Source organism: Chryseobacterium rhizoplanae, assembly GCF_900182655.1.
Taxonomy (GTDB): Bacteria; Bacteroidota; Bacteroidia; order Flavobacteriales; family Weeksellaceae; genus Chryseobacterium; species Chryseobacterium rhizoplanae.
In genome coordinates this window covers 263,356-290,030 of the sequence record NZ_FXTC01000006.1, presented here as the reverse complement: position 1 = coordinate 290,030, position 26,675 = coordinate 263,356, and the positions used below count along the sequence as shown (strand labels likewise).

Annotated in this window: 29 protein-coding genes; 22 read left to right on the top strand and 7 right to left on the bottom strand. The window is 36.7% G+C overall.

Annotated features, from left to right (window positions below; genetic code table 11):
* Nucleotides 1-5: 5 nt before the first annotated feature.
* The 14 genes from FN817_RS15420 (at nucleotide 6) to FN817_RS15355 (ending at nucleotide 14,178) form a co-directional block, all read left to right on the top strand.
* A complete protein-coding gene (locus FN817_RS15420; RefSeq protein WP_228451576.1) occupies nucleotides 6-899 on the top strand; it encodes a T9SS type A sorting domain-containing protein in 894 nt (297 codons plus the stop codon).
* Between the two features lie 6 nt (nucleotides 900-905).
* On the top strand, nucleotides 906-4,331 hold the full coding sequence (locus FN817_RS15415; RefSeq protein ID WP_142718724.1) for a hypothetical protein: 3,426 nt from the start codon (nucleotides 906-908) through the stop codon (nucleotides 4,329-4,331).
* A 15-nt stretch (nucleotides 4,332-4,346) separates the two neighbouring features.
* On the top strand, nucleotides 4,347-7,676 hold the full coding sequence (locus tag FN817_RS15410) for a DUF6443 domain-containing protein (RefSeq protein WP_167498878.1): 3,330 nt from the start codon (nucleotides 4,347-4,349) through the stop codon (nucleotides 7,674-7,676).
* A gap of 11 nt (nucleotides 7,677-7,687) precedes the next feature.
* Nucleotides 7,688-8,419: a DUF4262 domain-containing protein gene (locus FN817_RS15405; RefSeq protein ID WP_142718722.1), complete on the top strand. Its 732-nt coding sequence runs from the start codon at nucleotides 7,688-7,690 to the stop codon at nucleotides 8,417-8,419.
* 63 nt (nucleotides 8,420-8,482) lie between these two features.
* Entirely contained in the window at nucleotides 8,483-9,529 is a 1,047-nt protein-coding gene (locus FN817_RS15400) for an RHS repeat-associated core domain-containing protein (RefSeq protein WP_142718721.1), read from the top strand.
* Between the two features lie 4 nt (nucleotides 9,530-9,533).
* Complete coding sequence (locus FN817_RS15395) at nucleotides 9,534-9,887, top strand: hypothetical protein (RefSeq protein WP_142718720.1); 354 nt, start codon at nucleotides 9,534-9,536, stop codon at nucleotides 9,885-9,887.
* 152 nt (nucleotides 9,888-10,039) lie between these two features.
* The gene (locus FN817_RS15390) at nucleotides 10,040-10,585 is read left to right on the top strand and encodes a hypothetical protein (RefSeq protein WP_142718719.1); all 546 of its coding nucleotides are present in this window, start codon (nucleotides 10,040-10,042) and stop codon (nucleotides 10,583-10,585) included.
* Nucleotides 10,586-10,594: 9 nt separating this feature from the next.
* On the top strand, nucleotides 10,595-11,092 hold the full coding sequence (locus FN817_RS15385; RefSeq protein WP_142718718.1) for a hypothetical protein: 498 nt from the start codon (nucleotides 10,595-10,597) through the stop codon (nucleotides 11,090-11,092).
* 114 nt (nucleotides 11,093-11,206) lie between these two features.
* Complete coding sequence (locus FN817_RS15380) at nucleotides 11,207-11,413, top strand: hypothetical protein (RefSeq protein WP_142718717.1); 207 nt, start codon at nucleotides 11,207-11,209, stop codon at nucleotides 11,411-11,413.
* Between the two features lie 44 nt (nucleotides 11,414-11,457).
* The gene (locus FN817_RS15375; RefSeq protein ID WP_228451575.1) at nucleotides 11,458-11,919 is read left to right on the top strand and encodes an HNH/ENDO VII family nuclease; all 462 of its coding nucleotides are present in this window, start codon (nucleotides 11,458-11,460) and stop codon (nucleotides 11,917-11,919) included.
* 82 nt (nucleotides 11,920-12,001) lie between these two features.
* Nucleotides 12,002-12,592, top strand: coding sequence for a suppressor of fused domain protein (locus FN817_RS15370; protein WP_142718715.1), 591 nt, complete (start codon nucleotides 12,002-12,004; stop codon nucleotides 12,590-12,592).
* A gap of 7 nt (nucleotides 12,593-12,599) precedes the next feature.
* The gene (locus tag FN817_RS15365) at nucleotides 12,600-12,857 is read left to right on the top strand and encodes an immunity protein Imm33 domain-containing protein (protein WP_142718714.1); all 258 of its coding nucleotides are present in this window, start codon (nucleotides 12,600-12,602) and stop codon (nucleotides 12,855-12,857) included.
* Between the two features lie 74 nt (nucleotides 12,858-12,931).
* Nucleotides 12,932-13,351: a hypothetical protein gene (locus FN817_RS15360; RefSeq protein WP_142718713.1), complete on the top strand. Its 420-nt coding sequence runs from the start codon at nucleotides 12,932-12,934 to the stop codon at nucleotides 13,349-13,351.
* Between the two features lie 377 nt (nucleotides 13,352-13,728).
* Nucleotides 13,729-14,178, top strand: coding sequence for a hypothetical protein (locus FN817_RS15355; protein WP_142718712.1), 450 nt, complete (start codon nucleotides 13,729-13,731; stop codon nucleotides 14,176-14,178).
* 64 nt (nucleotides 14,179-14,242) lie between these two features.
* Here the strand turns inward: FN817_RS15355 and FN817_RS15350 are convergent, their stop codons facing one another.
* Nucleotides 14,243-14,425 (bottom strand): hypothetical protein, encoded by a 183-nt coding sequence (locus FN817_RS15350; protein ID WP_142718711.1) that lies wholly within the window; start codon nucleotides 14,423-14,425, stop codon nucleotides 14,243-14,245.
* A 259-nt stretch (nucleotides 14,426-14,684) separates the two neighbouring features.
* Between FN817_RS15350 and FN817_RS15345 the strand changes: the two genes are divergently transcribed.
* Both FN817_RS15345 and FN817_RS15340 read left to right on the top strand, forming a co-directional pair.
* The gene (locus FN817_RS15345; RefSeq protein WP_142718710.1) at nucleotides 14,685-15,005 is read left to right on the top strand and encodes a GIY-YIG nuclease family protein; all 321 of its coding nucleotides are present in this window, start codon (nucleotides 14,685-14,687) and stop codon (nucleotides 15,003-15,005) included.
* A 447-nt stretch (nucleotides 15,006-15,452) separates the two neighbouring features.
* A complete protein-coding gene (locus FN817_RS15340) occupies nucleotides 15,453-16,595 on the top strand; it encodes a 1-acyl-sn-glycerol-3-phosphate acyltransferase (RefSeq protein ID WP_142718709.1) in 1,143 nt (380 codons plus the stop codon).
* Nucleotides 16,596-16,730: 135 nt separating this feature from the next.
* Here FN817_RS15340 and FN817_RS15335 read toward each other — a convergent pair whose 3' ends face one another.
* Nucleotides 16,731-17,780, bottom strand: coding sequence for an alpha/beta fold hydrolase (locus tag FN817_RS15335; protein WP_142718708.1), 1,050 nt, complete (start codon nucleotides 17,778-17,780; stop codon nucleotides 16,731-16,733).
* Nucleotides 17,781-17,951: 171 nt separating this feature from the next.
* Complete coding sequence (locus tag FN817_RS15330; protein ID WP_142718707.1) at nucleotides 17,952-18,320, bottom strand: hypothetical protein; 369 nt, start codon at nucleotides 18,318-18,320, stop codon at nucleotides 17,952-17,954.
* A 236-nt stretch (nucleotides 18,321-18,556) separates the two neighbouring features.
* On the opposite strand from FN817_RS15330, the gene FN817_RS15325 reads away from it, so the two are divergent.
* Nucleotides 18,557-19,102, top strand: a complete 546-nt coding sequence (locus FN817_RS15325) for a hypothetical protein (protein WP_142718706.1) — start codon at nucleotides 18,557-18,559, stop codon at nucleotides 19,100-19,102.
* An 18-nt stretch (nucleotides 19,103-19,120) separates the two neighbouring features.
* On the opposite strand, the gene FN817_RS15320 is transcribed toward FN817_RS15325, so the two are convergent.
* The 3 genes from FN817_RS15320 to FN817_RS15310 all read right to left on the bottom strand — a co-directional run bounded on the left by FN817_RS15320 (nucleotide 19,121) and on the right by FN817_RS15310 (nucleotide 21,788).
* Nucleotides 19,121-19,549, bottom strand: a complete 429-nt coding sequence (locus FN817_RS15320) for a DUF3592 domain-containing protein (RefSeq protein ID WP_142718705.1) — start codon at nucleotides 19,547-19,549, stop codon at nucleotides 19,121-19,123.
* A 91-nt stretch (nucleotides 19,550-19,640) separates the two neighbouring features.
* A complete protein-coding gene (locus tag FN817_RS15315; protein WP_142718704.1) occupies nucleotides 19,641-21,128 on the bottom strand; it encodes a serine hydrolase in 1,488 nt (495 codons plus the stop codon).
* Between the two features lie 87 nt (nucleotides 21,129-21,215).
* Nucleotides 21,216-21,788: a helix-turn-helix domain-containing protein gene (locus FN817_RS15310; protein WP_142718703.1), complete on the bottom strand. Its 573-nt coding sequence runs from the start codon at nucleotides 21,786-21,788 to the stop codon at nucleotides 21,216-21,218.
* Nucleotides 21,789-21,975: 187 nt separating this feature from the next.
* Here FN817_RS15310 and FN817_RS15305 point away from each other — a divergent pair, with 187 nt between their 5' ends.
* Nucleotides 21,976-22,869, top strand: a complete 894-nt coding sequence (locus FN817_RS15305) for a CPBP family intramembrane glutamic endopeptidase (protein ID WP_142718702.1) — start codon at nucleotides 21,976-21,978, stop codon at nucleotides 22,867-22,869.
* Between the two features lie 102 nt (nucleotides 22,870-22,971).
* On the opposite strand, the gene FN817_RS15300 is transcribed toward FN817_RS15305, so the two are convergent.
* Nucleotides 22,972-24,444 carry a hypothetical protein gene (locus FN817_RS15300; RefSeq protein WP_142718701.1) on the bottom strand — a complete coding sequence of 491 codons (1,473 nt, stop codon included), beginning with the start codon at nucleotides 24,442-24,444 and terminating at the stop codon, nucleotides 22,972-22,974.
* Between the two features lie 424 nt (nucleotides 24,445-24,868).
* Between FN817_RS15300 and FN817_RS15295 the strand changes: the two genes are divergently transcribed.
* From FN817_RS15295 to FN817_RS15280, 4 genes are read left to right on the top strand one after another with little or no spacing between them, the layout of a single operon-like run.
* Nucleotides 24,869-25,084 (top strand): RebB family R body protein, encoded by a 216-nt coding sequence (locus FN817_RS15295; RefSeq protein ID WP_034697211.1) that lies wholly within the window; start codon nucleotides 24,869-24,871, stop codon nucleotides 25,082-25,084.
* Nucleotides 25,085-25,101: 17 nt separating this feature from the next.
* A complete protein-coding gene (locus FN817_RS15290) occupies nucleotides 25,102-25,617 on the top strand; it encodes a hypothetical protein (RefSeq protein WP_142718700.1) in 516 nt (171 codons plus the stop codon).
* A 38-nt stretch (nucleotides 25,618-25,655) separates the two neighbouring features.
* The gene (locus FN817_RS15285; RefSeq protein WP_047387839.1) at nucleotides 25,656-25,844 is read left to right on the top strand and encodes a hypothetical protein; all 189 of its coding nucleotides are present in this window, start codon (nucleotides 25,656-25,658) and stop codon (nucleotides 25,842-25,844) included.
* Complete coding sequence (locus FN817_RS15280; protein ID WP_142718699.1) at nucleotides 25,841-26,671, top strand: hypothetical protein; 831 nt, start codon at nucleotides 25,841-25,843, stop codon at nucleotides 26,669-26,671. Before FN817_RS15285 ends, FN817_RS15280 begins: the two co-directional genes overlap by 4 nt.
* Nucleotides 26,672-26,675: the final 4 nt, after the last annotated feature.

The window sequence follows — 26,675 nt, the reverse complement described above, 5'->3', positions numbered from 1 at the left end:
CGTTGTTGGCCGTATCCCGTATCGCAAAATCCACGGATAACTTCGGAGAAGGTGATTACTGGATCGTAAAACTCGATAAAAACGGAAAAGTAGAATGGGAAAAGAATTTTGGAGGAAAGGGAGATGATCATATCAGAACCCTGGCACTAACTTCAACAGGCTTTGTTATTGGTGGAGAATCCAGATCGGAAAGATCAGGAAACAAAACTGTTGGAATTGAAGAAGGAACAGACCTATGGCTGATTTCTTTAAATGAAAGAGGTGATGAACAGTGGCAGAAATCCTATAATTTCAAAAACCGTGATATCCTGATGAGTATGAGTGTAATAAGCGGGAAGCAGGAAGATGGAAGCGGGAAGTCTAAAGGCATTCTGCTGGGAGGCTACACTCAGGCAGAAGGAAGAATACAAACCGATGATGAAACCTTTTGGATGCTGTATTTGGATCAGAATGGAAATGAACAGTGGAGAAAACATGTAAAAGGAGAATCCAGAAAGAAGGAAGAAAGACTTTCTGATGTAAAACTGAACAGGGATGGCTCTATTGTTCTGGCCGGAACCAGCGCAGAAGAATTGGGTAAAGAAAACTGGAAGATCGTAAAGCTTGGAGACAAACAGGTTGATCAGCTGATTGAAAAATATGACATCAAAATCTATCCGAACCCGGTATCTGATTATGCTTACGTAGAAATCGGTTTTGATTCTTCGACAGGCTCAGGACAGGGCTTTAAGGAAGCAGATATTCTATTGTATGATATGAGCGGAAGACAGCTTCAGAGTTTGAAAACTAAAAACAGAGTAACTAAAATTAATACGCAGGCTTTGGTACAGGGAGCTTACCTGGTGACGGTAAAAACTGATACTAATAAAACGGCGAATGCTAAATTAATTAAGAAATAAATACAAATGAAAAGAAATATTACAAGCTTATTCTTTTGCTTGTCTATGAGTGTAGCTCTCGCGCAAACTACTGGCAGCAAACAATCCACCCTTCCAAATATCATCCCACCATCAGCGGAGTCTTACAAACTAGGCGCTTTTGGAAATCTTCCGGTAAGCCTTTTTACAGGGAATGCTAATGTTGATATTCCCGTAACATCTTTTGCAGCCGGAAATATTAATATTCCAATCAGACTCAATTACTTCTCTAATGGAGTCAAAGTAGATGATATGAACGGTTCTACCGGATTGGGCTGGAATATTGTTTCAGGTGGTGTTATTACAAGGGTAATAAGAGATCTTCCTGATGAGGACAATCAATCCAATATTAACATTCCAACCAATATTGGAGATTTGGGTGCTAATACAACCGCTGCTATGCAATTTTTCCAGGATGCCTCCTTTGATGATATAGATACAGAGCAGGATTTGTATATGGCCAGCTTTGGGGGAATGCAGATTAAATTTGTTTTTGACAAAAAAGGAATTTCTGTGATTTATTCCCAAAAGGATGTTGTTATTGAGGGGACAAGTGGAGGGAATTCTTTTATCATAACGGTAGATAATGGAATCAAATATTACTTTACAGACAAAGAGACGACTTCCAACCGTACTGCTGGAGCCGGACATTCTCTGATATCAATTTCTACCACAGCGTGGTATCTGACAAAAATTGAAGACATATCCAGCGGAGAAGTTGTATTTTTTGAGAATGTGGATGGCGGATATACTGCGACTATGAGTCAGTCACAAACATTATCCTATACATCACCTAATGCGGGTCCAATGACATCAAGCTGTGGGAATTCCGCATTTATAAGGTACCCTCAGGTAAGTGAACTGATCAGCCATAACCAGACTGTAGCTGGAAAACAGATTAAAAGAATATACAGTAACAATCCATCTTATGGAGAAATTATTTTTGATTATCTACAATCGGGAGGTAGCGGTGATTATAAACGATTACAGAAAGTTACCAAAAAGGTTAATGGTAGTATTATTAATGACGTTACTCTCAATTACAACCTTACAGCAAATAACCGTCTGTTTCTTACTTCTGTAGTGGACAGTGTTTTAAACACGACCTATGGATTCCAGTACAACTTACCAGATGTATTTCCTCAAAGACTTGCCTTTAGCAGGGATAGCTGGGGATATTATAATGGTAATACCTCCAATACCAATCTGGTTCCTAATATAGAAAAGGTATCTATGTGGAGTTCATATAATGGGGCATCACAGTCTGTTGTTCCGCAAAATACAGCTATTGGGATACTTCAAAAGATTATTTATCCTACTAAAGGATCAACAGAGTTTTTCTACGAAAACCATACTGCAATAGAAAAAAATGTAATGCTCAGTCCCTCTGAAAGAACTGGAACTCAAATCAAAGCCACCGCTGATGATACTAACGGTCATGTTGAAAATACAGTAGCTTTTACTCCGCTTCGGACAGAAGACATCACTTTGGGAGGAAGTGCACAATTTAACAGTTCATGTGATCCTGCTGAGCAGGTTACGGGGAAACACAGAGCAATTGTTTCATTGTTAAATTCTAATGGTCAGGCTGTCCCATTATATTTTAAAACCCCTACCGGAATTGTTACCAGTGCTGGTAATTCGGTTACTTTTCCTACCAATAATGGAGCAGGCGTTTTTGCCCATGTTCAGAAAGATGAGCCTTTAACCCTTAAGCTTTGGACGCTGTTTGTTTGTACCCGTTCTACTGCATCAGCGAGCTATACCACTAAAGAGGCGGTGTATGGAGACAGAGAAGCCCCTATTGGCGGGTTAAGAATCGCCAAGATTGTAGATACATCTGAAAATGGTGTAGCCAATACAAGAAAGTTTATTTACCGTGATTTGAATGATCAATATACAGAAGCCGTGGTGTTAAGAACTCCTGCATTTGAGGAGCAGCTTCTTTATACCAGAACCTGTAGCACAAATAACCCTAACTTACCAAGCGGATCTGTTCCTACAGGTGTAGAAAGATTTCCTTATACAATGGTGACTTCTTCCAATATTAACCAACTCTTTGCTACCCATCCCAATGTATTCTATAAAACGGTACAGGAAATTGTAGAGGGGAAGTCCAATATTATCCATAATTATTCTATTAGTTCAGATGATTTTGGTAAAGTACTTCATGGAGATAATATCCGAAACTCAGTTTGGACAAATTTTGGATGGAAAAATGGACGCGAACTTTTGACTAAATATCTGGATGCCGAAGGTAATCTGTTGCGAAGTGTAGAGATGAATTATGAAGAAGATAACAACAGAAAATATCAGGTGGATGGCTTTTCTATTAGAAAAAATTATGATAATCCTGTTACCAAGAATGAGACAAAGCTCTGTACGGCAGAAGATGTGGTAAAAACCATTTCGTATACCTATTGTGCAGCCAATCATTCTCACCGATATAATGCTTTAGATGGTTATAAGAATTGCCAAGCATCAGGAGCGCAAAATACTACTCAATCCTATAATGATGTTTGTTTTGGTAAACCGGTAGGGCCTATTACTTATGAAGATAAATTGGATAACCTGGACATTATGCAGTACAAAAACATTTCCCATTTTGAATATCTGAAGTCCCAGAAAACAATAGATTACCTGAACGGAAATGCGATGAAAACAGAAACCCAGTATTTCTATAATAATCCTAAACATACCCAGATAACTTCGGAAAAAATCATATTCCCAGATCTATCTACAACGGAAAAAACATATCAGTACGCTCATGAGAAAAACAATCAGTTGATGATTGATAAAAATATGGTGGGTATTTCGTTGGAAACGAAAGCACAACAAACAGTAGATAATATCACCAAAGTAACTTCAAGGGAAGAGACTATTTATCCAACCGCTCTACCTCATGCAATTACCGGAAATTTGGTGCTTCCACTATCTGAATATTCCTATGATACGCTGAGCCCTACTACTTCCTCTAAGGATGTCACCTATGAAAAATATGATGATAAGGGGAATATTCTTCAATACAGGGAGAAAGACGGGACACCAGTAAGCATTGTTTGGGGATACAATAAGACCAGACCGATTGCCAAAGTTGTAGGAGCATTGTATAGCCAGGTGGAAGGGATGATTACTACTATCGTGACCAAGTCCAATGAAGATGCAGCTGATCCAACCAAAGAAGCTGAACTCTTATTGGCTCTTGATGCTTTTCAGCCTGTTGGAATGACAACCAAGTATACTTATGATCCTTTAGTAGGAGTAACGACCATTACACCCCCATCAGGAATAAGAGAGCTGTATGTCTATGACAGTGCCAACCGTTTGAAGCAGGTTCAGATCAGGGAAAGAGACAGTGCCGGAACCTACAGTTATAAGGTCGTTAAAGAATTTAAGTATAATTATAAGCAGTAAACACAAATGAAAAAAATGCAATTATTAGGTCTGCTGTTTACAGCCATGATGACCTATGCACAAAGTACCACAGAAAACTATATACAATCCAAAACCTGTCTGAGCGGTGATTGCAGTAAGAAAACTGAGACCATTACCTATTTTGACGGATTAGGACGACCAAAACAGATTGTCAATGTAAAAGCGACCACTACAGGGAAAGATTTAGTTACCCCCATTATTTATGATGGGTTTGGAAGACAGGTTAAGGATATTCTTCCAGTTCCGGCCAATACCCTTAATTCTGCAATCCATACCGGGATTATCAATGAAAGCACGGTTAATTCTTATTACGGTGTCACCAATGCGTATACAGAAAAAGAGATTGAAAATTCTCCCTTAGACAGGGTGAAGCAAGTGGCCCAGCCGGGTGATCCCTGGAAAATGGCGGGTGGACATACCCAAAAGCTTAAATATGAAGTAAATCTGGGAACAGAGGTAAAGAAATTTATCACCAATACAACCACAGCTACAGATAACAAAACTGTTTCTTCTGTATCCATAGTGCCGGGAAGTGAATTTTATGCCGCGGGGATATTATACAAAAATACGGTTACCGATGAAGACGGAACTCCGGTTATCCAGTTTCAGAACGGACGTGGGGAAACTGTACTGGTACGTAGAACAGATGGAACACAAAACATAGATACCTACTATGTGTACAATGAATATGGTCAAAAGGCATTTGTAATTCCTGCTCTGGCGGTAAAGAAAATTGAACAGAATAACAATGTTGTAACCACAGATATTCTAAACAGCCTTTGTTACCAATATCGATATGATGGTTTGAACAGACAGGTGGAGAAAAGACTTCCCGGAAGAGACGATTGGGAATCTGTGGTGTATGATGCAGCAGACCGTCCGATCCTTACCCAGGATGTGAATCTGAAAAATAAAGGGCAGTGGCTGCTGACCAAATATGATGCCTTTGGTCGTGTTGCCTACACCGGACTTATCTCCGGAGGAAGCCGGGCGGATCTACAGGCACAGATTAATAATCTTGTTATCAGCGAAACCCCTACTGCTGTAGGTTTTAGCAAAAATGGGATTGTAGTGTATTATACCAATACTCTTTTTACTAATTTTCAGACGCTTCTTTCTGTTAATTACTATGATTCTTATCCAAGGGATACTAAAGAATTCCCTCCGGCGAAAATCCTCGATCAATATGTAGTTAATGAAGATAAGGCTCTCAATGGAGGTGCCAATACCCAAGGTTTGCCAACAGCATCTTATGTAAAAAACATAGAAGATGATAACTGGACGAAAACCTATTTCTATTATAACACCAAAGGTGGAAAGGTGGCGGAGAAAAGCTGGAACCATTTAGGTGGTTATACTAAAAAGGAATTCAAGCTTGATTTCTCCGGTGCTGTGGATGAAAGTTACACCTATCACAAAAAAGGAAGTGCAGATGCTGAAGTGGTAATCAAAGAGAGATTTGTATACGACGACCAGAAAAGACTGCTGAAGCTCTATCATAAGGTGAACAGTCTAACAGAAGAACTATTAGTAGAAAACACATACAATGATCTGGGACAGCTTACCAATAAAAAAACAGGAAATACTACAGGTACTCCTTTACAGTCTATAGACCAGACTTACAATATCCGAGGATGGATTACGAAAGTGAATGATCCCGCCAACTTGAACGGAAAACTCTTTGCCTATGAGCTTAAATACCATAATCCTGTTTATTCGGAGGTTTCTACCGGAAAATACAATGGGAATATTGCAGAAATAGATTGGTCAAGTGCTGATAATGGAACATTTAGAAGGTATAATTACCAGTATGATGGATTAGAAAGGCTAAAAAATGGTATTTATTCCGAACCTAATGCAGCCCTTCCAAAGAATAACTATTTTAATGAAAGTCTTACCTATGATGTAAATGGTAATATCCAAAGTCTGAAAAGAAATAGATTGTTGCAAAATTTTGGAGCAGAGCAGATTGACGATCTCACCTATACTTACACCGGAAACAGGGTGAATACGGTGAGTGATGCTACAAGTAACTATGCCGGCTATCCGGCTTCTGTATCAACCGCAATTCCTTATGACGGCAACGGAAATATGATTACCCATGAGGATAGAGGGATGCTCCAGATAGACTATAATTATCTTAATCTTCCCAACTATATAAAATTTAATAAATTATATAATACTCATGATTTTGAGACCTACAATGTCAATACAAAATACCTGTATAATGCTGCCGGAGCCAAACTGAGAAAAGTCTATACCTATGGAACAGGCAGAGGACAGACGGAAGCCGTCAGCAAAACTGATTATCTGGATGGATTTCAGTATACTGATGATATATTAAGCTTTGTTCCTACTGCAGAAGGGTATTATGACTTTGTTAAAAATCTGTATATTTACAACTATACCGATCAGGTAGGAAACATCAGATTAGCGTATTACAAAGATGCTTCCGGAAACCTGAAAATTGACAGAACCAACCATTACTACCCTTTCGGACTTGAGTTTGGTGGCGATTTTAATATAAATGGTACACTAACTCCGAGCTATAGATACTCTATGCAGGGACAGGAAAACCAGATTGATACCAAATGGAGTTCTTACAGATGGAGGAATTATGATGCAGGGATGGCAAGGTTCTTTAATGTAGATCCTTTGGCAGAGCAGTATCATACATGGTCAACTTATGCCTTCAGTGGAAACAGAGTTGTAGATGCAGTGGAACTAGAAGGACTGGAGCCCGATGATTTCCGTTTCAGAATGTATATGAAGTCCAAAGGGGGCATTCAGGCAAGAGCGGAAGAAGAGCATGGGAAAGCCAATAGTGAAGCCTTTATGGCAGTCATTAAAACAGTAACTCCCACTGAAGAGCTTTATACAATAGCTACCGGGCGTGATCTTGATGGTAATCCTGCTGACAAGACTATGGCTTGGAAATTACTGGCATTAAATCTAGTTCCACAAGCAAAAGTAGAAGTAAAAACAGCTGCAGCAGTATTAAAGGCGGAAGCGAAGGCAGAAGCGAAAGCTGCTGCTAAAGCAGAAGCGAAAGCAGAAAGCAAAGCTTTATCAGAAATACCCAAACCCCCTAAAGGTAAAGGTAGCGTACCTCCAGGTGAAAGAGATAAGAAGAGAGTCTGGACTAAAAATGAAAGGGCTAAGATGTTGGATAACCAAAATGGACTATGTCCACAATGTCGTCAGAAAAAAACTGTTGAAGAAGTAGATGCTCATCATATAAAGCGACATGCGGATGGTGGACCTACAGATATGAGTAATGGTGCAGCAGTATGTAAACCTTGTCATAAAGAATTACATAGATAATAAATATACAAATGAATAATAAAGAGGAATTTTTCAAAAAAATTAAAAATAATATTGAAAGAGATGGCTTTCATATTACAGTAGTGCAAACAAGCGAAAATCCCAGATTTGCATATACAATCGGGAATTTAGAAAAACTACAATTTGAATTAATATTAGCAGGCAATGAAAATTATCTTTATGAAGATATTTTAAGAATTTTTAATTCAATCGTCCCCAAACTAAGTAAAGATATAAATACTAATGAATTTTCTTTGGATGTTAATGGGCTTGGGATATTTAGACTTAAACAAATTCATGATTCATGGAGTAAACTAATGATGCTTGGAGTTTATGACTATTACAAAGTTGAAGGTTTTAGGGCATATCAAATTTTACCTGATAATAAGCATTATACATTGGATATTCCAGATATGTCAATAGAGTGGAATGCAAATAATATTATCTGGAGGTGGCTTGATGATAAAATTAAATGGAACCTAGATGTACCCCAGGATTCACAAATAGTAACCGAAGTACAGGTTTTGTTTGGTGAAAAAATAACTGAGATAACAAGATGGGAAGAAAATGAATGGGAAGGATTTACTCAAAATGGAGAAGATGTTGATAAAGATAATTTGAGAGTAATCCCAATAGCAACTTTACTTGGAATTGATAGTTCATTAGAGCCTATTTTATCATTAGGTATTGAAAAGGGGCTATGGAGAGAAGATGAGAATTCTGAATGGAAAAGTTGGGACTAGGACACTCCTAAAATTTAAGTATTTTGATAGTAATTTTTTAGGGTATTGGAAACAGTACCCTAAATCTTAATAAACTATACCGATCAGGTAGGAAACATCAGATTAGCGTATTACAAAGATGCTTCCGGTAACCTGAAAATAGATAGGACAACAAACTATTATCCCTTTGGATTAGAATTTGGCGGAGATCTGAGCACTGCAAATTCAATATCTCCAAATTATGCTTATTCATATAATGGTAAAGAAAAACAAAGAGAAACCGGATGGGAGGATTATGGAGCTAGGATGTATATGCCTGATATTGGAAGATGGGGTAGTGTTGACCCACTAGCGGAAATATCCCGTCGCTGGTCTATTTACGCTTACGCATATAATAATCCGATTAGATTTATTGACCCAGATGGTATGCAAAACAAAGATGTAATACTTTCAGGAGACCTCAAAGATAAAGCATTTGAGCAACTGCAGGCAAAAGCGGGAAATCTTAATTTGCAAATGAATTCAAAAGGGAAAGTTACTGGAAGTATTAAAAACGGTGCAACAGCAACAGCTGCTGAATTAAAATTGTTAGAAGCAACAAATGATTCTTCTGTCATGGTAAATTTAGATGCAACAAGTTCAAATAGTGTTGATAATACTCCGATTTTAGGAGGGGCTTTTGGTGGAAGTGAAATAGACGACAATGGAATTGTTCAAACAAATCAAATTATGAATCCAAATCAAGCAGAGATAATTGAAAATACTACTGGACGGCCAAAAGGAGGAACGGTGTTACATGAAATTCTTGAATCTTATATTGCAGGGAAAAATAATCCTGGAACACCTGGGTTTGGAATTGGAGGAGATTTGAGTGAAAAGCCATACCTTAATGCACATAATGCAGCAAAAAGATTAGATCCTACTCATAATAATTATACTGTATCACAAACCATAGATTCTGTGGATGTGACCATTGGAGGAACCAAATTTGGAACAGTAACAACTTATATTAATGTGACAAAAACAAAACCACTAATTAAAAGCAATGGGGAACCGCATAAGAGAAAAACCGTGACAAGCATTACTAAGGTTCCTGTTGCAACTGCAAAAGATATTAGATTAAGAAATTAAAAAAATGAAAAATTTTACATTAATTCCAGTACTTATTTTAAATTCATTTCTTTATAGCCAACAAAAAATTGAAATCAGAATAAAGAGAATCATTGAATTTGAAAAATCGTATGTTTTTAAATTTAAAAATTTAAAAACGAGAAAAGTCGATTATTTTTTTTCCTATAAAAAAGATACTTGTGATAGTGGAGCGAAAATTTGCAAAGGCAAAAAATATGTTATTGTAATGTCTGAATTTACTATTCCTCATCAAAATGATGGGAATACTTATTTAATGCAAATAGATGATTTTACTTTACCTTCCGATTATAAATTATATTATTCTGACAATGTCAAGGGGTTGTATGTTTGTAAATGATATAGAGGCTAGATAGGAAACATAAAGACAGACAGAACCGCCCATTACTATCCTTTCGGACTTGAGTTCGGTGGCGATTTTAATATTAATGGTACAGTAACCCCAAGCTATAGATACTCTACACAAGGACAGGAAAATCAGATTGACACTAAATGGAGTTCTTACGTTCTTACAGATGGAGGAACTATGATGCCGGAATGGCGAGGTTCTTTAATGCTGATCCATTAAGTGAAAAATATGCTTACCAGTCACATTATAATTTCTCTGAAAATAGAGTTGTTGATGGTAGAGAGCTGGAAGGGTTAGAAGTTGTTTTGTTAAAAAAATCATCGTATAATAACGATATTATAGATATCGCAAATAGTGGTAGATATAAGGATGATCCGTTTACAAATACAGTTCACCTCTTCGCACATGAGAATCCTAAAGAATTTTATAATGAGACTTATGAAGGAGAAACAACAATTAATTCTGGTGCTGCTTTAAATAATGTCTTAATGCAAGGAAGTGAACTTTGGAAAAATGCAAAAAGCCATGAAGGATTTACTGTTGTAATTCATGCTTGCAGAACAGGAAGAGTAACAACAAATGAAAAAGGTAAATGGAATACTTTTGAAGATGGAAAAAATACAGAACAACATCCTGGTGATTGGGTTCCATCAGGAGGTGGAGGAATTTGGAATAGAATATTATTTTAAAATTAAATTATGATAAATAAAAATTATTGGCTGTTATTCCTAGTTTTATTTTGCTCTTGCAAAAATAATAAGAAAAATATTAAAACTAATAATGATACAGTTAAAGCACAATCTCAATCAAACATATTGGACAGTGCTAAAACAATTACCAATAGCCCATCTACAAGTGACTATAAATTATTAAGTAAAAAAGCACTTAATGGAAATGAAGATGCTTATGATGAACTTTTTTACATATTTATGGATTCTAATAAAATGGAAAGAACAGACAGTCTAATGATATATGCGAAAGTGATGGCAGAAAAGTTCAATTATAAAAAAGCATATTTAGATTATTTTAAAGCATTATGTGAGAAATATGACATAGAAGCTAATTATCCATATTATAATATAGTCGATATTTCAAAAATGCCAGAAGATTCTAAAAAAGCAGCTACAAAGTGGTTAAACAAGATGTTAGAAAAAAAAATAATAACAAAAGAACAATTTGATTCAATAAAAAAATAAAATTATGAAATTAGCGTATTACTTAATACGCTAATTTTTTGAAATGCAACTGAAAAGCATAGAAGCTTTTTTGAATGAAGAAACAGTATATTGAAACAGAAAAAGTTCTTTACTGTGGACCTATCAAGTGAAAAATATGCTTACCAGTCACATTATAATTTCTCTGAAAATAGAGTTGTTGATAATGTTGAGCTAGAAGGTTTAGAAGGAAAAGATTTTCGTTTCAGGGAACTCATGCGACAAAATGGTGGTGTTCAATGGAGTACAGAGAAAGCAAATCAGGAAGCCAATAGTGCAGCGTTTATGGCTGTTATTAATTAGTAACTCCCGTTGAAGAGCTTTACACAATAGCTACCGTCCGTGATTTGGATGGTGAGCCTGCTGATAGAAAGCAAGCTGCGAAATTATTAGCATTAAATCTTGTTCCGCAGGCAAAAGTAGAAGTTAAAGCAGCTGCCACAGTATTAAAAGCGGAAGCAAAAGCCTTAGCAAAAGCGGAGGCAAAAGTAACAGTTAAAAAACCATATAGTAAAAGCCGACCTTCTTATGCTAAGGGTCAAGTAGATGAAGTTTGGGAATCTGCAAAGAAAGATGATGGTAAAGTCTATGATCCAAACACTAAAGAAGAACTTACATGGGATAAAGCAATAAAACCTAGACCATGGGATATGGGGCATTTACCAGGACATGAGTATAGAACATTACATGAAAAATATATGAGTGGAAAAATAACAAAAGAAGAGTTTTTAAGAGAATATAAAAACGCAAAAAATTATCAACCAGAATCTAAATCAGCAAATAGGAGTCATAAATATGAACAAAAATAGTATTGATATGATTGGTTGCTTTTAAATTCTAATAATTTTAAACGTGGATTAATACAAAATAAAATTATATTTTAAAAAAATTATGTCTCAACAACCTTCTGAAGAAAACAAAAAGCTTTCTAATTATATAGCAAATATTGTTGGTGTTAATAAAATGATTGATCGTCATTACGACAATGATAAAAAGAATTTTATCGATATTTTCACCTGTGATGATCCTCTCTATCCTAGAGTAAAAATTTGTGGTACGATAGGAGTGTCTGATCACCCCAATAAAATTGAAATGAATGATAATAGCTTTAGAAATATTCCAATAGAGCTTTTAATTAGTGGATACAAAGAATTCAACATGTTGGCTAATATTCTTTCCACTTCAGGGTTTTATATTACTAATAATGGGTGGGAATGTCAACCAGGCTCAGTGTTTATGAGAATCGTTGAAATGTACCTTGAAACTTCTGAAATGAAACATATTATGTTTATATCACCCTTTTTGTGGGATAAATTACAACCACTAAAGCTTGAAACAAAAACTGTACATTGGCTTTTGTGTATTCCAATTTCTGATGAAGAACTCAAATATAAAATGGAAAATGGTACATCAGCATTAGAAAACATATTTCAGGAAAAAGATATTGACATATTTGATATTAATAGAAAATCGTCTATTTAAGAGTTTTATGTCAGTTGTTATATCAGATGGTGTTTACGAAGGAAAGGATATTGAAGGAATTAGATATGATTCACCTCAAAATGAGAGTGGGTGGTACCTTATAACGGATGATTACAATGATGATATTAAGTCATTAAAAATGGTACATTTTTATCATGTTGCATTTGCTCGGCCTGATTTTTTAAAGTACTTAGCAATACCTTTGGGATACAGATTCCTAATGAAAGATGGAAATATTGAAATACGTCAGGATGAAGTGGAATAACTCTCAATCTAAAATAACTCAAGATTAGCGTATCAAAATGATATGCTAATCTTCATTATGAAAAAATGATTAACATGAAATTAATTTTTATAATTTTTGCTTATTTTTTTGTTAATAATAATGCGAAAAAAATTGATCGGGAGTATTCTACTTGTTCAGACTTTAAATCTGGAAAGTTTGAATTATTGAATAAAAAAACAAATAAAAGATATCTTATACAAAGATCCAATAATTTGCAGGTAGAAGAAACTTTTGATCTATCTACAAATAGAAAGATACAGAAGGATAGATATTATAAGATACTATGGAGGAGTAACTGTCAATTTACATTGCTATTAGATTTAGCTAAAAGTCAGCACGACGAAACTGACAAATATATTAACACTCATGGTGGATATTTGTGTACAATCAAAAGGATAGAAGGAAAATGTGCTATTGTTGAAACTCAATTTGAAGGAGATGTTTTCTCTTCTGAGATTTGCAAAACCCAATAAAAATGCAAATTTACAAACGTGCTGCTTATTTAAGTTATTGTTTTCAATACTCTAAATTTCAAAATGACATTTAGGCTAACTTAATGTATGGAGGGTACAAATATGTTATCAAAAAAATCCCCCGCTGGCACGAGCGAGACGCTCGTGCCCCCAATAAAATTAGATAACACCCCTTGCATTCCTGCAGGGGCTGTTTATAATATAAGTTTTACTACTTTTAAACTTTGAATAAAAATCAATTTTGCTTCAATCCCTAGAATCTTTACTCTGTAATTGAATTCTGAGAATAGATATAAACTTAATGATTGAGATGGACACGAGCGAGACGCTCGCGCCAGCAAGGGGAAAATTGCAAAACAACTTTTGAAAAATAATATATGTATACAGAAATAGAACAACAAAGTTTAGATATAGACTGGTTTTTTACAGGTAATAATGAAATTGCTTTTGTTGCATCAGCAGGAGGTAAGCTTCCTGAAACAATAGCGGAATTAGGAGAGAAAAATGGGATATTGTCTTCTTATTTTAGAAATCTACCTGAAATATCCGATGTTATTATTAATCCGGAGCTAAAGATTATATTACCTGATGTAAACGAAACGTATTTATCAGATTTTATAAATATGGCTAAAAAGGGAATTTATGCTTTTGATAAAACTGTTTTAAATAATTTTTTAGATTCTAATTATCATTTAGTAGCCAGTCCTAAAAACCCTTTAAAACTAAAAGATTTATCACCAGATGTAATAGAAGTTATTTTAAAAGCTCAATTTAATAATGAACTTAAAGACATGAAACAAATTAATGTATTTAAGTTTAATGAATAGAATAACAAAGCCACTCGCTTGAGTGGCTCTGTTGTTTTATAAAATGCTTTGCAATTTAGTTTGCTTAAGGATCTAGGAGAGCGAAGACATGCTGTCTATCGTTCTCTTTTAGTTTTTGTATATCTAAAATTTTAGCGACAATATTTTTATCCAGTAGAATATCCGTAGATCCTACAAGATAATCCAGAGACACTTCTAAGGCTTCTGCCAGCTGTTTGGCCATCCCCCGCTGGCGCGTCGTGCCCACAATAAAATTAGATAACACCTCTTGTATTCCTGCAGGGGCTGTTTATTATATAAGTTTTACTACTTTTAAACTTTGAATAAAAATCAATTTTGCTTCAATCTCTAGAATCTTTACTCTGTAATTGAATTCTGAGAATAGATATAAACTTAATGATTGAGATGGACACGAGCGAGACGCTCGCGCGAGCAAGGGGATTAAATTCAATTGAAAAAACAAGTGGATATATATTTTTTGTAACTTTTGTAAAACAAACACACAAATGATTGAATTTTCAAAAGGAAGATATACCTACTATATCTATATTCTCACCAATAAAAATAGAAAAGTACTTTATACTGGTGTTACAGGAAACCTCCACAGGAGATTGCATCAGCACAAAACAAAGCTAAATTCCGGTAGCTTTACAGCAAGATATAATCTTGAATTTCTAATTTATTACGAGAAATATGATTGGATTCATCATGCTATTGAAAGAGAAAAGGAAATTAAAAACTGGTCAAGAATTAAGAAACTTGAACTTATAAGGAGAACAAATCCTAATTTAGAATTTTTGAATTATCTGTTTGAAAATTGGTTTTGATATGGACAATATTCACACAGCTTGTCATTCCGTAGAAATCCAGATACAGAAAGGTTTTTGATAATGAATGATTATAAAAATAAGGGTTTAGATTCCTGCGGAATGACAAGGTGAGCGGGTATCATGCGTATCTGGAGACTTATTTACTCAAGACTTTACCACACAAACTATTCGCTCAGACTATTCCACACAGTTTGTCATTCCGTAGGAATCCAGACCCTGAAGCTTTGAATAATAAATGATGATAAAAAGAGTTTAGATTCCTACGGAATGACAAGATGGGTGCTTATAACGTGACCAAGTGGGCGGTGTTACATGGATTTCTTTGTTATACACAGTTATTTCAGCTAACTCCTACGCCCTTCATAATACTTTAACAAGCATTATACCCATTCCCCAGATAAATTTTCGTTCTTTTGCAAAAAGTTTTAATTTTTAAATAATCGCATGTCAAAGTTTGATGAAATACGGTATTTTCATGATCATGAAGTGAATGAAAGATTGCAGAGTGTAGCCCGTGATCCTATGATGAAAGCACTGATGAACTTTACTTTTCCCGGTGTGGATGAGCAGGTCTGGCTGGAACAGTTTAAAGAGATCCACTCTATAAGTGATTTTCAGCATCATTTTGTGGCACATACCGTTCGTCAGATCCTTGCGAAAAGTTCTGAAGGTTTAACGACCTCAGGCTTCGATAAACTGGATAAAAACACGCCATACCTTTATATTTCAAATCACAGGGATATTGTACTGGATACTTCCCTGCTTAACCTGGCTCTTCTGGAAAGCGGCCACATTATGACTGCTTCAGCCATTGGGGATAACCTTGTGAAAAGAAACTTTTTGAATGTATTGGCCAAGCTGAACCGTAACTTTTTGGTTCAAAGAGGGCTGTCGCTTCGTGATCAGCTTAAAAGTTCACAAACGATGTCTGAGTATATTGATCATCAATTGCATCACGAAAACCGCTCTGTATGGATCGCCCAGCGTGAAGGCCGTACCAAAGACGGTAATGATGCCACTCAACAGGGTGTTTTAAAAATGCTTGCCATGGCATCAGGAGATCAGTCGCTGATAGAGTATTTTAAAACCTTAAAAATTGTTCCCGTATCCATTTCTTATGAATATGATCCTACAGATTCTTTGAAAATGCCTCAACTTCTGGCACAGCACAGGGATGAGGAATACATCAAAGGTAAAAATGAAGATTTTACCACCATGCTCAGCGGAATATTAGGGCAAAAGAAACGAATTCATCTGCATGCCGGTGATGTTATTGATACCGAACTGGATGAAATTGCCGCTACGATTGAGAATAAAAACAAACAATTGCAGGCTGTTGCACAGGTGATTGACCATTCCATCATTAAGAATTATAAGCTTTGGCCGACAAAATTTATTGCCTACGATCTGATTCATCATACAGATACCTATGCTTCACACTATACCGAACAGGAGAAACAGCTGTTTATCCGAAGACTTGAGATGCGTATAGACCCGTCAGATCCGGTTTCTAAGGAGTATTTCCTGTCGATGTATGCCAATCCTTTGGTGAATAAACTGAAGCTTGAAGAAAATTTTGAAGGATAGTTTACGATAAGATAGAGACTGTCTCATAGTTCAATCATTTGACTATGTCATTTTACGAAGGAAGAATGTTATTAATGAGATCTTTCCTTCGTCAGAATGACACTTTAGAGAAATCTTCTTAAATCCGACAGATTTTTATTTAGCCTGTGACATAGAATCTACCTCTATAATGGCATCTGCAAATGCTTTTGGAGCTTCCTGTGGTAAATTGTGTCCAATTCCGCCTGTGAGGGTGTGATGGGCATATTTTCCTGTATATCTGGAAGCATAACTTTCCGGGGCAGGAAACGCCGCTCCGTTGGCATCACCTTCCAGGGTCACTGTTGGGACTGTAATGGACGGAGATTTTGCCAGTTTAGCTTCAAGCGCATCGTATTGTTTTTCTCCTTTCGCCAATCCCAGGCGCCAGCGGTAATTGTGGATCACAATATCAACATGGTCAGGGTTATTGAATGCTGCGGCAGAACGTTCGTAGGTCTGGTCATCAAAGGCCCATTTGGGTGAAGCCGTTTTCCAGATCAGTTTATTAAATGCTTCAGTATTGGCTTTATACCCCTTATACCCTCTTTCAGTTGAAAAGTAATACTGATACCACCATAAAAATTCAGCATTTGGAGGTAACGGTTTTTCGTTGGCCTTCGGGCTTCCAATTAAATATCCGCTTACGGCAACCAGGCCTGTACAGCGTTCTGGCCACAGTGCTGCCATGATATCTGCAGTTCTGGCTCCCCAGTCAAAACCGCCAATGATCGCCTTATCAATTTTCAGGGCATCCATAAAAGCAATGATATCCAATGCCACAGCACTCTGCTGACCGTTTCGTTTTGTATTGGGTGAAACAAAGGTCGTTGTGCCATAGCCTCTTAAATAAGGGACCAAAACACGATACCCTTTTTCAGCAAGGATAGCAGAGGACTGTTCAAAACTGTGGATATCATAAGGCCATCCATGAAGAAGGATAACGGGTTTTCCATTTTCGGGTCCTACTTCTGCATACCCTACATCCAGCAATCCGGCTCTTATTTTCTTTGTATTCTGGAAAGCTGATCTGACCGCTGCATTTTCGATATCTTTTTCGCCAGCGCTGTAAGTCTGTGCTTTCAGAGACCATAATCCCATTCCTATAAAAATGACCAGGGATAAAACAGCCTGTATTTTTTTACTGAAGTTCAATGTAGTATTCATAATCGTGATGTTTTGTTAGGGTAAAATTATTGCAAAACTGAGATAGTAATAAGGGTAAATACTTTGAACAGGTCATATTGAACGGTGAATGCTGATTTTCGGACGGTAAACCGGACTAAAGTTTTCTAATTTCCCAGGGTTCTGATGGAACGTTCGCCAGTAAAAGGTTTTTTATTTAAGTGTCCCTTCTCTTCTTGCTACTTCAAATAAATTATTCTTTATTATACTATCACCTCTAAAAATGTACTCTATGGAATCTCCTTTGCTTTTTGAAAGAGAGTCACCTACTCTGTATAAGTTATTGAAATTATAAATCTGCCCTCCAGAAAGTTTAATATATATAAAATTATGTTCTTCTTTTGCCCTAAAAATGCTAATTATTCTAGAATGCCTTTTTTCATCAAGTATAACCTTTTTCGTAAGATTCTCAGCATTATAACTCAAATAAAAAACAGTAATAAATACAATTGATCCGAATATTAAGCCAAAAATAAGTAGTGGTTTTTTACTGGATTCATCTAATTCAAAATCATTTTTCATATAGATTATTATGTTTTATATTTTGTACACATTACAGGTAAATCTTGTGCTTATCATTTAGCTATACCTAATCCTTATAAACATTGTTTACATCCTTAGAATTTTGTTCAAAATGATTTTGCAGCAATAAATATAATACTTTCTACTATTGAAGATAGAGCAGTACAATATAAGATGATATTTATTTATCAATTTTTCCAAAAACAGTATCTTCGTATCTGAAAAAATTTGACAAAATGAAGAAAATACTATTTCTGGCTTCGGCGGTCCTTGTTCTCAATTCATGTGTGGTAAGAACGGCTACAAAAGTAGTTTCAGGCGCTGTAAGCTTAAGTTATAAAGCGGTAAAAGGAACCGTAAACGGAATCAGCTGGGCGGTAAGCAAAGCGAAGGGGAAGATTGATGAAGACCGTATAGATGGAACCTGGAAAGTGGTAGGTGTTTACCGTGGTTCTTTCGAGGATTTTTCAAAAGATCAGAATCCTGACGGCTCATTCACCTCAGAATGTACGGAAGGTTTTGACCAGATTGTTTTTAAGGCTAAAAAGTCTAAATTCAAGCCTGTACACTGCAGTACACAGGATGAAGACTGGGTAAAATATTCTTTAGAGTTTGGAAAAAACCCTTCAACAAAAGAAAAGGAAAACTATATAGAATACAATTCCAACAATTATATTTCTGTCATTGATGCCAATAATAAGACGATGATGCTGGAAGGAAACCTGATGCCAAAACTGGGATTTTCCGGGGCTAAGCTGTATCTTCTGGAAAAGGTAAAATAGAAATATAAAAGGAAGAGGTTATTTTAAAAACTGAGCTGCAATAAAATAGCCTCCTCCTATCACCAGTAATGGCAATGCAATAGAAATCAGGATTAAAGGCCAGGCAAAAATTCTGAAATACGTATATAATTCTACGGAAGAGGGATCGGCAGGATCATAAATAACGGTCTCTGTCTCCCCTACCGACCAGGCTGAAGGATTGGTACCTTCCGGCAGTTCATACGTATAGTCAACATTATTTTGTGTACGGAAGGTAAAGAGAGGACTGAATACTACTCCATCCGATTCAAATTCCCGCAGTGAGGTAACGGTTGCGGTTGCCTTTTCTGCTTTTTTTAAGAATGAGAGTGTGTTTTTGAGGCTCAGCAATGCTGCAACAAACAGAATTACTCCTGCCCCAAGGATAATATAATATTGCCACATAGCTTTCTTTTTATTTCTGCTCATATCTGTTACCTCCTGAAAACAAATAGTATGTTATTTCATTTGTTTTCAGATCACTACCCGAATATACAAAGATTTATTATAGCATGCATAGTTATTTAGTTTCTATCTTAATAATTTTCTGTCCCTGATCTCCTAAGTAATGAAGAACCAGTTTTTCATAGACTTTATAGCCATCATCTACGTTGGTAAATATCACAATTCCCTTTCCTGAATTGGGCAGTACAATAGCAATACATCTTGTTCCCTGGTCTGCTCCACCATGGGATAAAGCATATTCACCTTTCCCCAGATCGTAGATTTCAAGGCCTAACCCGAAATATTTACCCTCTTTTACTTTTACCTGTTTTTTGATCATTTCCTGAAAGACTTCCGGCTTCAGATTTTTTCCTTTCATAATGCTGATCATAAAATTCCCGTAATCTTCTATCGTAGTATGCAGATCATCGGCAGCATTGGCGGTTTTAATTTTTTCTATGGGATATGCATCTCCCTTTTCGTTGTATCCTGTCACAAATCTTGACTCATCCGTGTTCTGATCCCAGATATAGTTTGTATTACGCATTTTGAAAGGCTGAAATATAAGTTCTTTCGCAAGCTGGTCCAGTGATTTCCCAAACTTTTTTTCCAATGCTTTCCTAAGGTATTCAAAACCCTCTCCTGAGTATTGGTATTTTGTACCGGGCTCAAACTGAAAATTCAGTTTTTTGTCAGCGTTCATCCATCTCCAGTTGGGAAAACCGGTCTGGTGGCTCAGGATTATTCTGGTGGTCAGTTTCTGATGCCTTGGATCGTTGATGATATCGGGATCTGTCCAAAAGGTATCTAAAGGTTCGTCCAACTTCCATTTCCCTAAACTTATCAGCCTTAATGCTACCATTGCCGTGACAGGTTTGGTAAGGGATGCTACATTAAAATAAGCGTTGACGGAAGCTGGAATTCCTTGTTTTGTATCTCCAAACACTTTTACCTGTTGCAGTTTTCCTCCTTCGATAATTCCTAATCCCAAGGTTGGAATCTTATTCTCTTTCAGCCAGCTTTGCATCGACTGATCGTTATCAAACATGGTGTCACTATCGGTTGTCTGCTTAGGATGGTGATCAAAGCTCAATGAATTTTTAAGTTTCCACTCAGCATTTTCCAGGATCCACAGATGAGTAAACTTTGCTTCCCCAACTAATTTTTCGGCCTGATCTCCTACTTTTTCATAAAACAGATGGTCTCCGTTCTGAATAGCAGCATATATTTTCCCCTCTTTATACATAGGATAAATCTCAGTACTTTTACCCACTAAGACTCTTTTCAGCTGATAGGTTTCCGGAGACTTGCACAATCCGTTTTTAAAATCAATGATGAATTTCTTTTTGTCCTCAAAACCGCCCTTATCATGATAAAATTCAAACCCGTCGCTTAACATGCTTTCCATCTTTCCGATGTTACAGGTATTGTAACCTGCTGAAAAAAAAAGGCTGTCTTTTGATATAATTGTTTTGTAGAGAGGATCTGTTTTTTCTGTCTGTGCATAAACGATACTCATCATCAGAATAAGAAAAGGAAGGATAAACTGTGCCGATTTTGTCATTGTTATTTTTTTGACAAAGATTCAATTTCATTTCGTTTTTTTAATAAAAATGAACCCGACAAAAACCCGACAAAGCCCTGACAAGAATTATAACATACTGAATTTCAGTTTAAAATACAATTTCTTTTTACGGTCAATTTCAGCAGCATTCCGGAGGATCATGACTACATTGGACAGTGCAATAAGGATCATCAGAATAAGGGTAAACTCTTTTCCAAGCTTTAAAAAGATTCCGAGCATAAATACAATGGGCGCTATAGCAGTCCAAAACATCTGCAGAGAGATAATCTGTTTGGTAAGACTGTTTCTCTGCTTCGTTATAAACATCAATAGAAAGGGAACCAGAATATTTAATGGTGGTACAACCACAAATAACAAGGAGGATAGATTGATCATCTTAATCATAGAATAACTGACCGTTTCAGATTCTTCTGTGGCTTCTGTTTTTACCTCATGCTTTTCCTGGGAAATGATGATTTCTTCCTGCAATAATAAAGATTCCTCTATTTCCAAAGTCTGCGCCAGCGCTCTTAAAGTATGTCCCTTAGGTTCTGTTCCGGATTCTATCCGCTGAATGGTTCTTACAGAAATTTTTGATTTTTCTGACAGTTCCTCCTGGGTCAGATTTTTTTGTTCTCTTATCGCTTTTAGTCTGGACATGTTCTGGGGTAATTCGAAAAAAAAATGTTTTCGCTAATTTACAGTTTTCCATTATTAAAAAAAATAAGACCTCTTTTTAAAGTGAACAGCAGTAAAATTGGTATTCATATAAGAAATAAGTGTACTTTTATTAAAAAATAACCTTCTATTTTTCAATTATTTATAAACTTCAACACCAGATCAGTTTATGGAAAATACACTATCCAAATCCGAAATCAGGAAGAATATTGCCACTTACCTGTGCCTTACCCTGCTTTTCTGTCTCCCGGTTTATTATATGTGCATCCGTACCGGGAAACTCGGCGGAGGCATTATATCTTATGCTACCATTGTCATGTGGTGTCCGGCCATTGCAGCACTTCTTACCTGCCGTATCCGGAAAATTCCTGTTTCTTCCCTGGGCTGGAAATGGGGACTTACGAAATACCAGATCATGGCTTACTGTATTCCTATTGTTTACGCTTTTGTTCCTTATCTTATCATCTGGATCAGTGGAGCTGGCGGATTTTATAATCATGAATTTGTAGCAGAAGCCGGTAAAGGGATGGGCTGGAATCTTTCTGATGGACAGACTTTGATCCTCTACATTATTCTGATGAGCAGCTTTGGCATGGTGCGTTCTGTAGGCTCGGCATTGGGTGAGGAAATAGGCTGGCGGGGCCTTCTTACTCCGCAATTAGCAAAGATAAATTCTTATACTGCAACCTCTCTTTGGATGGGTCTTATATGGGCTATCTATCATTATCCTCTTCTGCTTTTTTCCAATTATAATACGGGTGGTCCCAAATGGCTGGCCCTTTTATGTTTTACAGTGATGATATTTGCATCTTGCTTTATTTTCACGTGGTTAAGGCTAAAATCAGGAAGTTTATGGACTGGTGCTATTTTACATGCCAGCCACAACCTTTTTATACAGTCTATTTTCACACCGCTTACGGTAGATACAGGAAATACCAATTACTATATTGATGAGTTTGGTATTGCTCTGCCCATTGCGACTGCTGTTGTTGCCTATTTCTTTTGGAGAAAGAGAAAAGAATTACCTGAAAAGGATGCTGATGATGCTCTTCTTTCAACATAGCGCTATTCATCAAAAAAAAAGCCTTCTGTGCAGAAGGCTGTTTTTTTGAAACATCAATGAAAATTCGTATTTTAATTAATCCGCAGAGTTCCGGCTTACTGTTTAATCAGCAATTTCCAACAGTTTTTTATAATCTTTTCTTTTCTGTGGAATGATAGGATCGTAAGGAGTTTGTTTGTCAATCCAGCGTTCGGGCTGTAAGAATTTGAGAATAAGCTCCATATCCTTATCATTAAACCCTTCATAAAATCTGCTTTTTTCTTCTTTTGGTATGGGGGTTGGAGATGTTCCATCTTTTTTGCGCGGAGCGAAATGTGCCCCTGTATAATTTCTTTTTTCGTCTCTGAATTTTGCTTCAATTTTAGGTTTAAGCTGCTTCTTCAGTTCTTTTATCTCATTTTCCGTTTTAGGTGTGATCATTATTATTTTGTTGATCTCTTCATCTAATTCGTGCTCAATTCTTTGATTGATGTCTTTTATTTTTTCCTGAAGAAATTTACCTGATCGTGTTGGAGGTTCACTCAGCAACAAACGTTCATATCCGGTGGCGTCACCTCCTTTTTTAGTCTTGCCTCCACGTCCCTTCTTCCAGGCCAGCATTCTGCTTCCGCTCTCACTTCCTTCTTCTTCCATATAGTTTACCGTATATCCTAACATCGCCATCACTTCAAGGTTACCGCTTCTGAAGCCCAAATGTTTTACATGGGTAAAATTTCTCTCAAAGTACTCATACAGCTTAAACTGCCCAAAACGGGTATCGCCACCCCATGCTAATAAAGATGGTGTTTTATCATCCCAAAATTCGGTGATATTGAATACTTTGGAAGGATGAATATAACTTTTGACCTCATTGACAATATCATCAAACTTAGATCCTCTCTCCTTCACATAGCCTTTATCTCCGGTAATAATAATTGCATCATACATCTCCGCTACTCTATAAACAATCTGTCTGATCCCTGTATAGCTGGTATCGTGTTCTATATGAATATCTCCTCCTTTCCCGCTGAAACGGGACCATAAAATAAGTAAGTTGGTACCACTGGTGGGTATTCCTTTTTGTTCCAGCCATTCTTTTATAGCCTCATTTTCATCGTTATTGATATTGACCCTCCATCTTTCTTTTAGTTTATCCCGTAGGGCCGGCGAGTATTTTCTGGCAATATAATCTGTTCCATAGTTTACCCTGTTAATATATCCTCTTTGCTGATACTTACGCGCTTCGGTTTCTAATTTTTTCTTACCATCTTTATCTCCCCTTAACTGTTTTACTTCTACAACATGTATTCTGTCCTCACCTATTCCGGAATCTCTATAGAATTTGTTTATAGAATCTGCTTTATCGGTATGGTCCTTGCCGTCGCCTTTTGAAATGACAACATGAAGTTCCTCATCATCAATTAAAGCCGCTGCAATTCCAAACATATCACCTGTGGCATATCCGGGTTGGACAAGTACTGTAGGTTTAGGTTTGGGTGCACGTTGAGGTTGAGGTTCAGGTCTTGGTGCTGGTCTGTGATTAGCACCATCTGTATTGGAAACAGGTGCTTTGTTTTTTTTTCTATTTTTTATCATATCGTTTATTATAATACGTTAGGGAACAAATTTCAAGGTAAAGCTCCCGACAAAATAGAGGGGATCTACCCATTTTTAGAAATTCAGGGTTTCCCCTTATGGGCAGATAGTGTATTTGTGTATCATGTGTTACTGATGGTTAAATACAGCTATAGGTACTGCTTTATTTTCCTGATTCTATTATTTACCGAAACGATGCTGATCTAAAAATTTCACTCGTAGGAGAATTCCCTTATTTTTTAAAATTCAGTTTTTTCCCTTAATGAAGATTTATTTCGTTTGATGAAATTTGTATCAGACAAAAGAGATCAACAGTCTCACAGCGAAGACTTAACCAAGACATAACAGTAAAGCTGAGTTGAAACAAAGACTTTGAAAAAAGATGTTTGAAATAAAAATAATAATAATCCATTAAAACCAGAATATGGCAGAAACAGTAAACACCCAGACTACAGATGCAGTAACGCAGACCAATGTTACCGTACTTGGTGAGTCTCCCGCACAGGCTATGAGTATGCTTTACCAGATGGCCACGCATGCCAGTGGAATTTCCATTCAGAATTCTGTAACCAATCAGCAGAACTTGAACCAGCTCAACCCTGCGATTGTTGCAGATGCCATTAAAATTTTAAAAGGATAATATAAAACCTTACGATCATGAGTGAACACAACAGTGAAACCCAACAATCCCAGGCAGCAAATGCTACCACTCCGGCGGAGAAAGCTGTAGTATTTGTGAACAGTGAGGTACTGGCCCCGCCTAAGGCTTCCCCAATGACCGGAGTGACAAAAGTAATGATAGAACAGTCTACAGGAATGATGGTTCAGGATTTACAGTCTTTTTTGAAAGGATTTGAGCAGGTAGGTTTGATTGCATTAAGCAGATTGGCCAATAATCTACTGACGTATGGAACGACTTTCGGGCCGGCTCCCGGCAGTAAGGAAACCTCCACTCAGCTGGCAGAACATCTGCAAGGCCAGGATGCAGGAAAAGGAAATGAAATGATGAAGGATCTGTTCAAAATGGTAAGTGAATATGCTGAGGTGAAGGCTAAAATTTCCAATACTATTTATAATGTCAATACGCCTCCGGTTCCAGTAGCTCTTCCTTCTCCTCCCCCGTTTACGGAAGTTTCTCCTGAGACTGAAGATCCTGAAAAAAAAAACGAGTAGCTCCGGTTCCGGAAGAAGTCTCATCAGAAAAGGAAGGTATGAGAAAAAGCTTTATCACGGCTGATCATGGGGGAAAATTAGTATTAAAGTCAGTAAAACTGACACAGCCACTCGTAAAACCAGAGATTAAGGAAGCAGTAATTCCTTCAGTAGAACCTGAAGTTAACCGAAAGAAAAAAACAATAATAAGTCAACTCCTTGAAAAAATTAAAATAAATAAAAGATGAATTATTCTTCAACAACCAAACCCGCCAAAATTTTAAATCTAGAAAATCTAAATGATTTAAATGAACGACTTTACCTGACCCGAAGCAGTGATATTTCTTATTTTGACACGAGAAGTACTGATGTAAAAAAGACGGAACATAATGCAGAGCGAGTTGTATTTAATCTTCAGACCTCAAACATTAATATTCAGCCTGCCATAAGACTGGTGAACTGCATCAACAGAGGAAATAAAAGATACAATCATTTCCAGTCTTTTGTAGTGGAACCTATAGACAGATCAACGGGAATTGCCGTCATCATGGTCAAGCTGGATGATCCGAAAGCTTTTTATTGTAACGTGAGAATTTTACCTTTTACCACCTTAAATGAAATTGCAGTTTCAGATCTTGATTCAAAGCTTCTTACCATTAATCTTGAAAAGGCAAAATGGATTCTGAAAACAGATATCACGATCACTCCATCTGATACGGGAGAAGCTCAGTATTCTGTACATGATGTGGATGTAGCTGCTATTTCCGAACTGGTAAGCCAGGAAGAAATAATTGAATTAAAAAGAGAGCTGGAATTCCAGGCTTCTAAACTGATTGCCCATTATTTCCAGGAAATCCTGAGTATTGTAGTGAATGAAAACCCTCCAAACAACGGCAGACTTCCTGTGATTCCGGATGATTATATCCTTACCCTTCCTCCCAACCAGCTAAAAGAAATGTTGTCAGCCACTGCTATTTCAGCGTGTATTGCTCTGGAGATAACCGGTTATAATGTAGTAAAAGATATTAACCATGACTGGAAGGCTGCAGCTGCATTTATAAATTATCTGCTGTAAAATC

Bases quoted from the DNA above. Each gene is read 5' to 3' on its own strand.
- FN817_RS15415 (WP_142718724.1), top strand. From the start codon at position 906: ATGAAAAGAAATATTACAAGCTTATTCTTTTGCTTGTCTATGAGTGTA.
- FN817_RS15410 (WP_167498878.1), top strand. From the start codon at position 4,347: ATGCAATTATTAGGTCTGCTGTTTACAGCCATGATGACCTATGCACAA.
- FN817_RS15405 (WP_142718722.1), top strand. From the start codon at position 7,688: ATGAATAATAAAGAGGAATTTTTCAAAAAAATTAAAAATAATATTGAA.
- FN817_RS15395 (WP_142718720.1), top strand. From the start codon at position 9,534: ATGAAAAATTTTACATTAATTCCAGTACTTATTTTAAATTCATTTCTT.
- FN817_RS15390 (WP_142718719.1), top strand. From the start codon at position 10,040: ATGGAGTTCTTACGTTCTTACAGATGGAGGAACTATGATGCCGGAATG.
- FN817_RS15385 (WP_142718718.1), top strand. From the start codon at position 10,595: ATGATAAATAAAAATTATTGGCTGTTATTCCTAGTTTTATTTTGCTCT.
- FN817_RS15370 (WP_142718715.1), top strand. From the start codon at position 12,002: ATGTCTCAACAACCTTCTGAAGAAAACAAAAAGCTTTCTAATTATATA.
- FN817_RS15365 (WP_142718714.1), top strand. From the start codon at position 12,600: ATGTCAGTTGTTATATCAGATGGTGTTTACGAAGGAAAGGATATTGAA.
- FN817_RS15360 (WP_142718713.1), top strand. From the start codon at position 12,932: ATGAAATTAATTTTTATAATTTTTGCTTATTTTTTTGTTAATAATAAT.
- FN817_RS15355 (WP_142718712.1), top strand. From the start codon at position 13,729: ATGTATACAGAAATAGAACAACAAAGTTTAGATATAGACTGGTTTTTT.
- FN817_RS15345 (WP_142718710.1), top strand. From the start codon at position 14,685: ATGATTGAATTTTCAAAAGGAAGATATACCTACTATATCTATATTCTC.
- FN817_RS15340 (WP_142718709.1), top strand. From the start codon at position 15,453: ATGTCAAAGTTTGATGAAATACGGTATTTTCATGATCATGAAGTGAAT.
- FN817_RS15335 (WP_142718708.1), bottom strand. From the start codon at position 17,780: ATGAATACTACATTGAACTTCAGTAAAAAAATACAGGCTGTTTTATCC.
- FN817_RS15330 (WP_142718707.1), bottom strand. From the start codon at position 18,320: ATGAAAAATGATTTTGAATTAGATGAATCCAGTAAAAAACCACTACTT.
- FN817_RS15325 (WP_142718706.1), top strand. From the start codon at position 18,557: ATGAAGAAAATACTATTTCTGGCTTCGGCGGTCCTTGTTCTCAATTCA.
- FN817_RS15320 (WP_142718705.1), bottom strand. From the start codon at position 19,549: ATGAGCAGAAATAAAAAGAAAGCTATGTGGCAATATTATATTATCCTT.
- FN817_RS15315 (WP_142718704.1), bottom strand. From the start codon at position 21,128: ATGACAAAATCGGCACAGTTTATCCTTCCTTTTCTTATTCTGATGATG.
- FN817_RS15310 (WP_142718703.1), bottom strand. From the start codon at position 21,788: ATGTCCAGACTAAAAGCGATAAGAGAACAAAAAAATCTGACCCAGGAG.
- FN817_RS15305 (WP_142718702.1), top strand. From the start codon at position 21,976: ATGGAAAATACACTATCCAAATCCGAAATCAGGAAGAATATTGCCACT.
- FN817_RS15300 (WP_142718701.1), bottom strand. From the start codon at position 24,444: ATGATAAAAAATAGAAAAAAAAACAAAGCACCTGTTTCCAATACAGAT.
- FN817_RS15295 (WP_034697211.1), top strand. From the start codon at position 24,869: ATGGCAGAAACAGTAAACACCCAGACTACAGATGCAGTAACGCAGACC.
- FN817_RS15290 (WP_142718700.1), top strand. From the start codon at position 25,102: ATGAGTGAACACAACAGTGAAACCCAACAATCCCAGGCAGCAAATGCT.
- FN817_RS15285 (WP_047387839.1), top strand. From the start codon at position 25,656: ATGAGAAAAAGCTTTATCACGGCTGATCATGGGGGAAAATTAGTATTA.
- FN817_RS15280 (WP_142718699.1), top strand. From the start codon at position 25,841: ATGAATTATTCTTCAACAACCAAACCCGCCAAAATTTTAAATCTAGAA.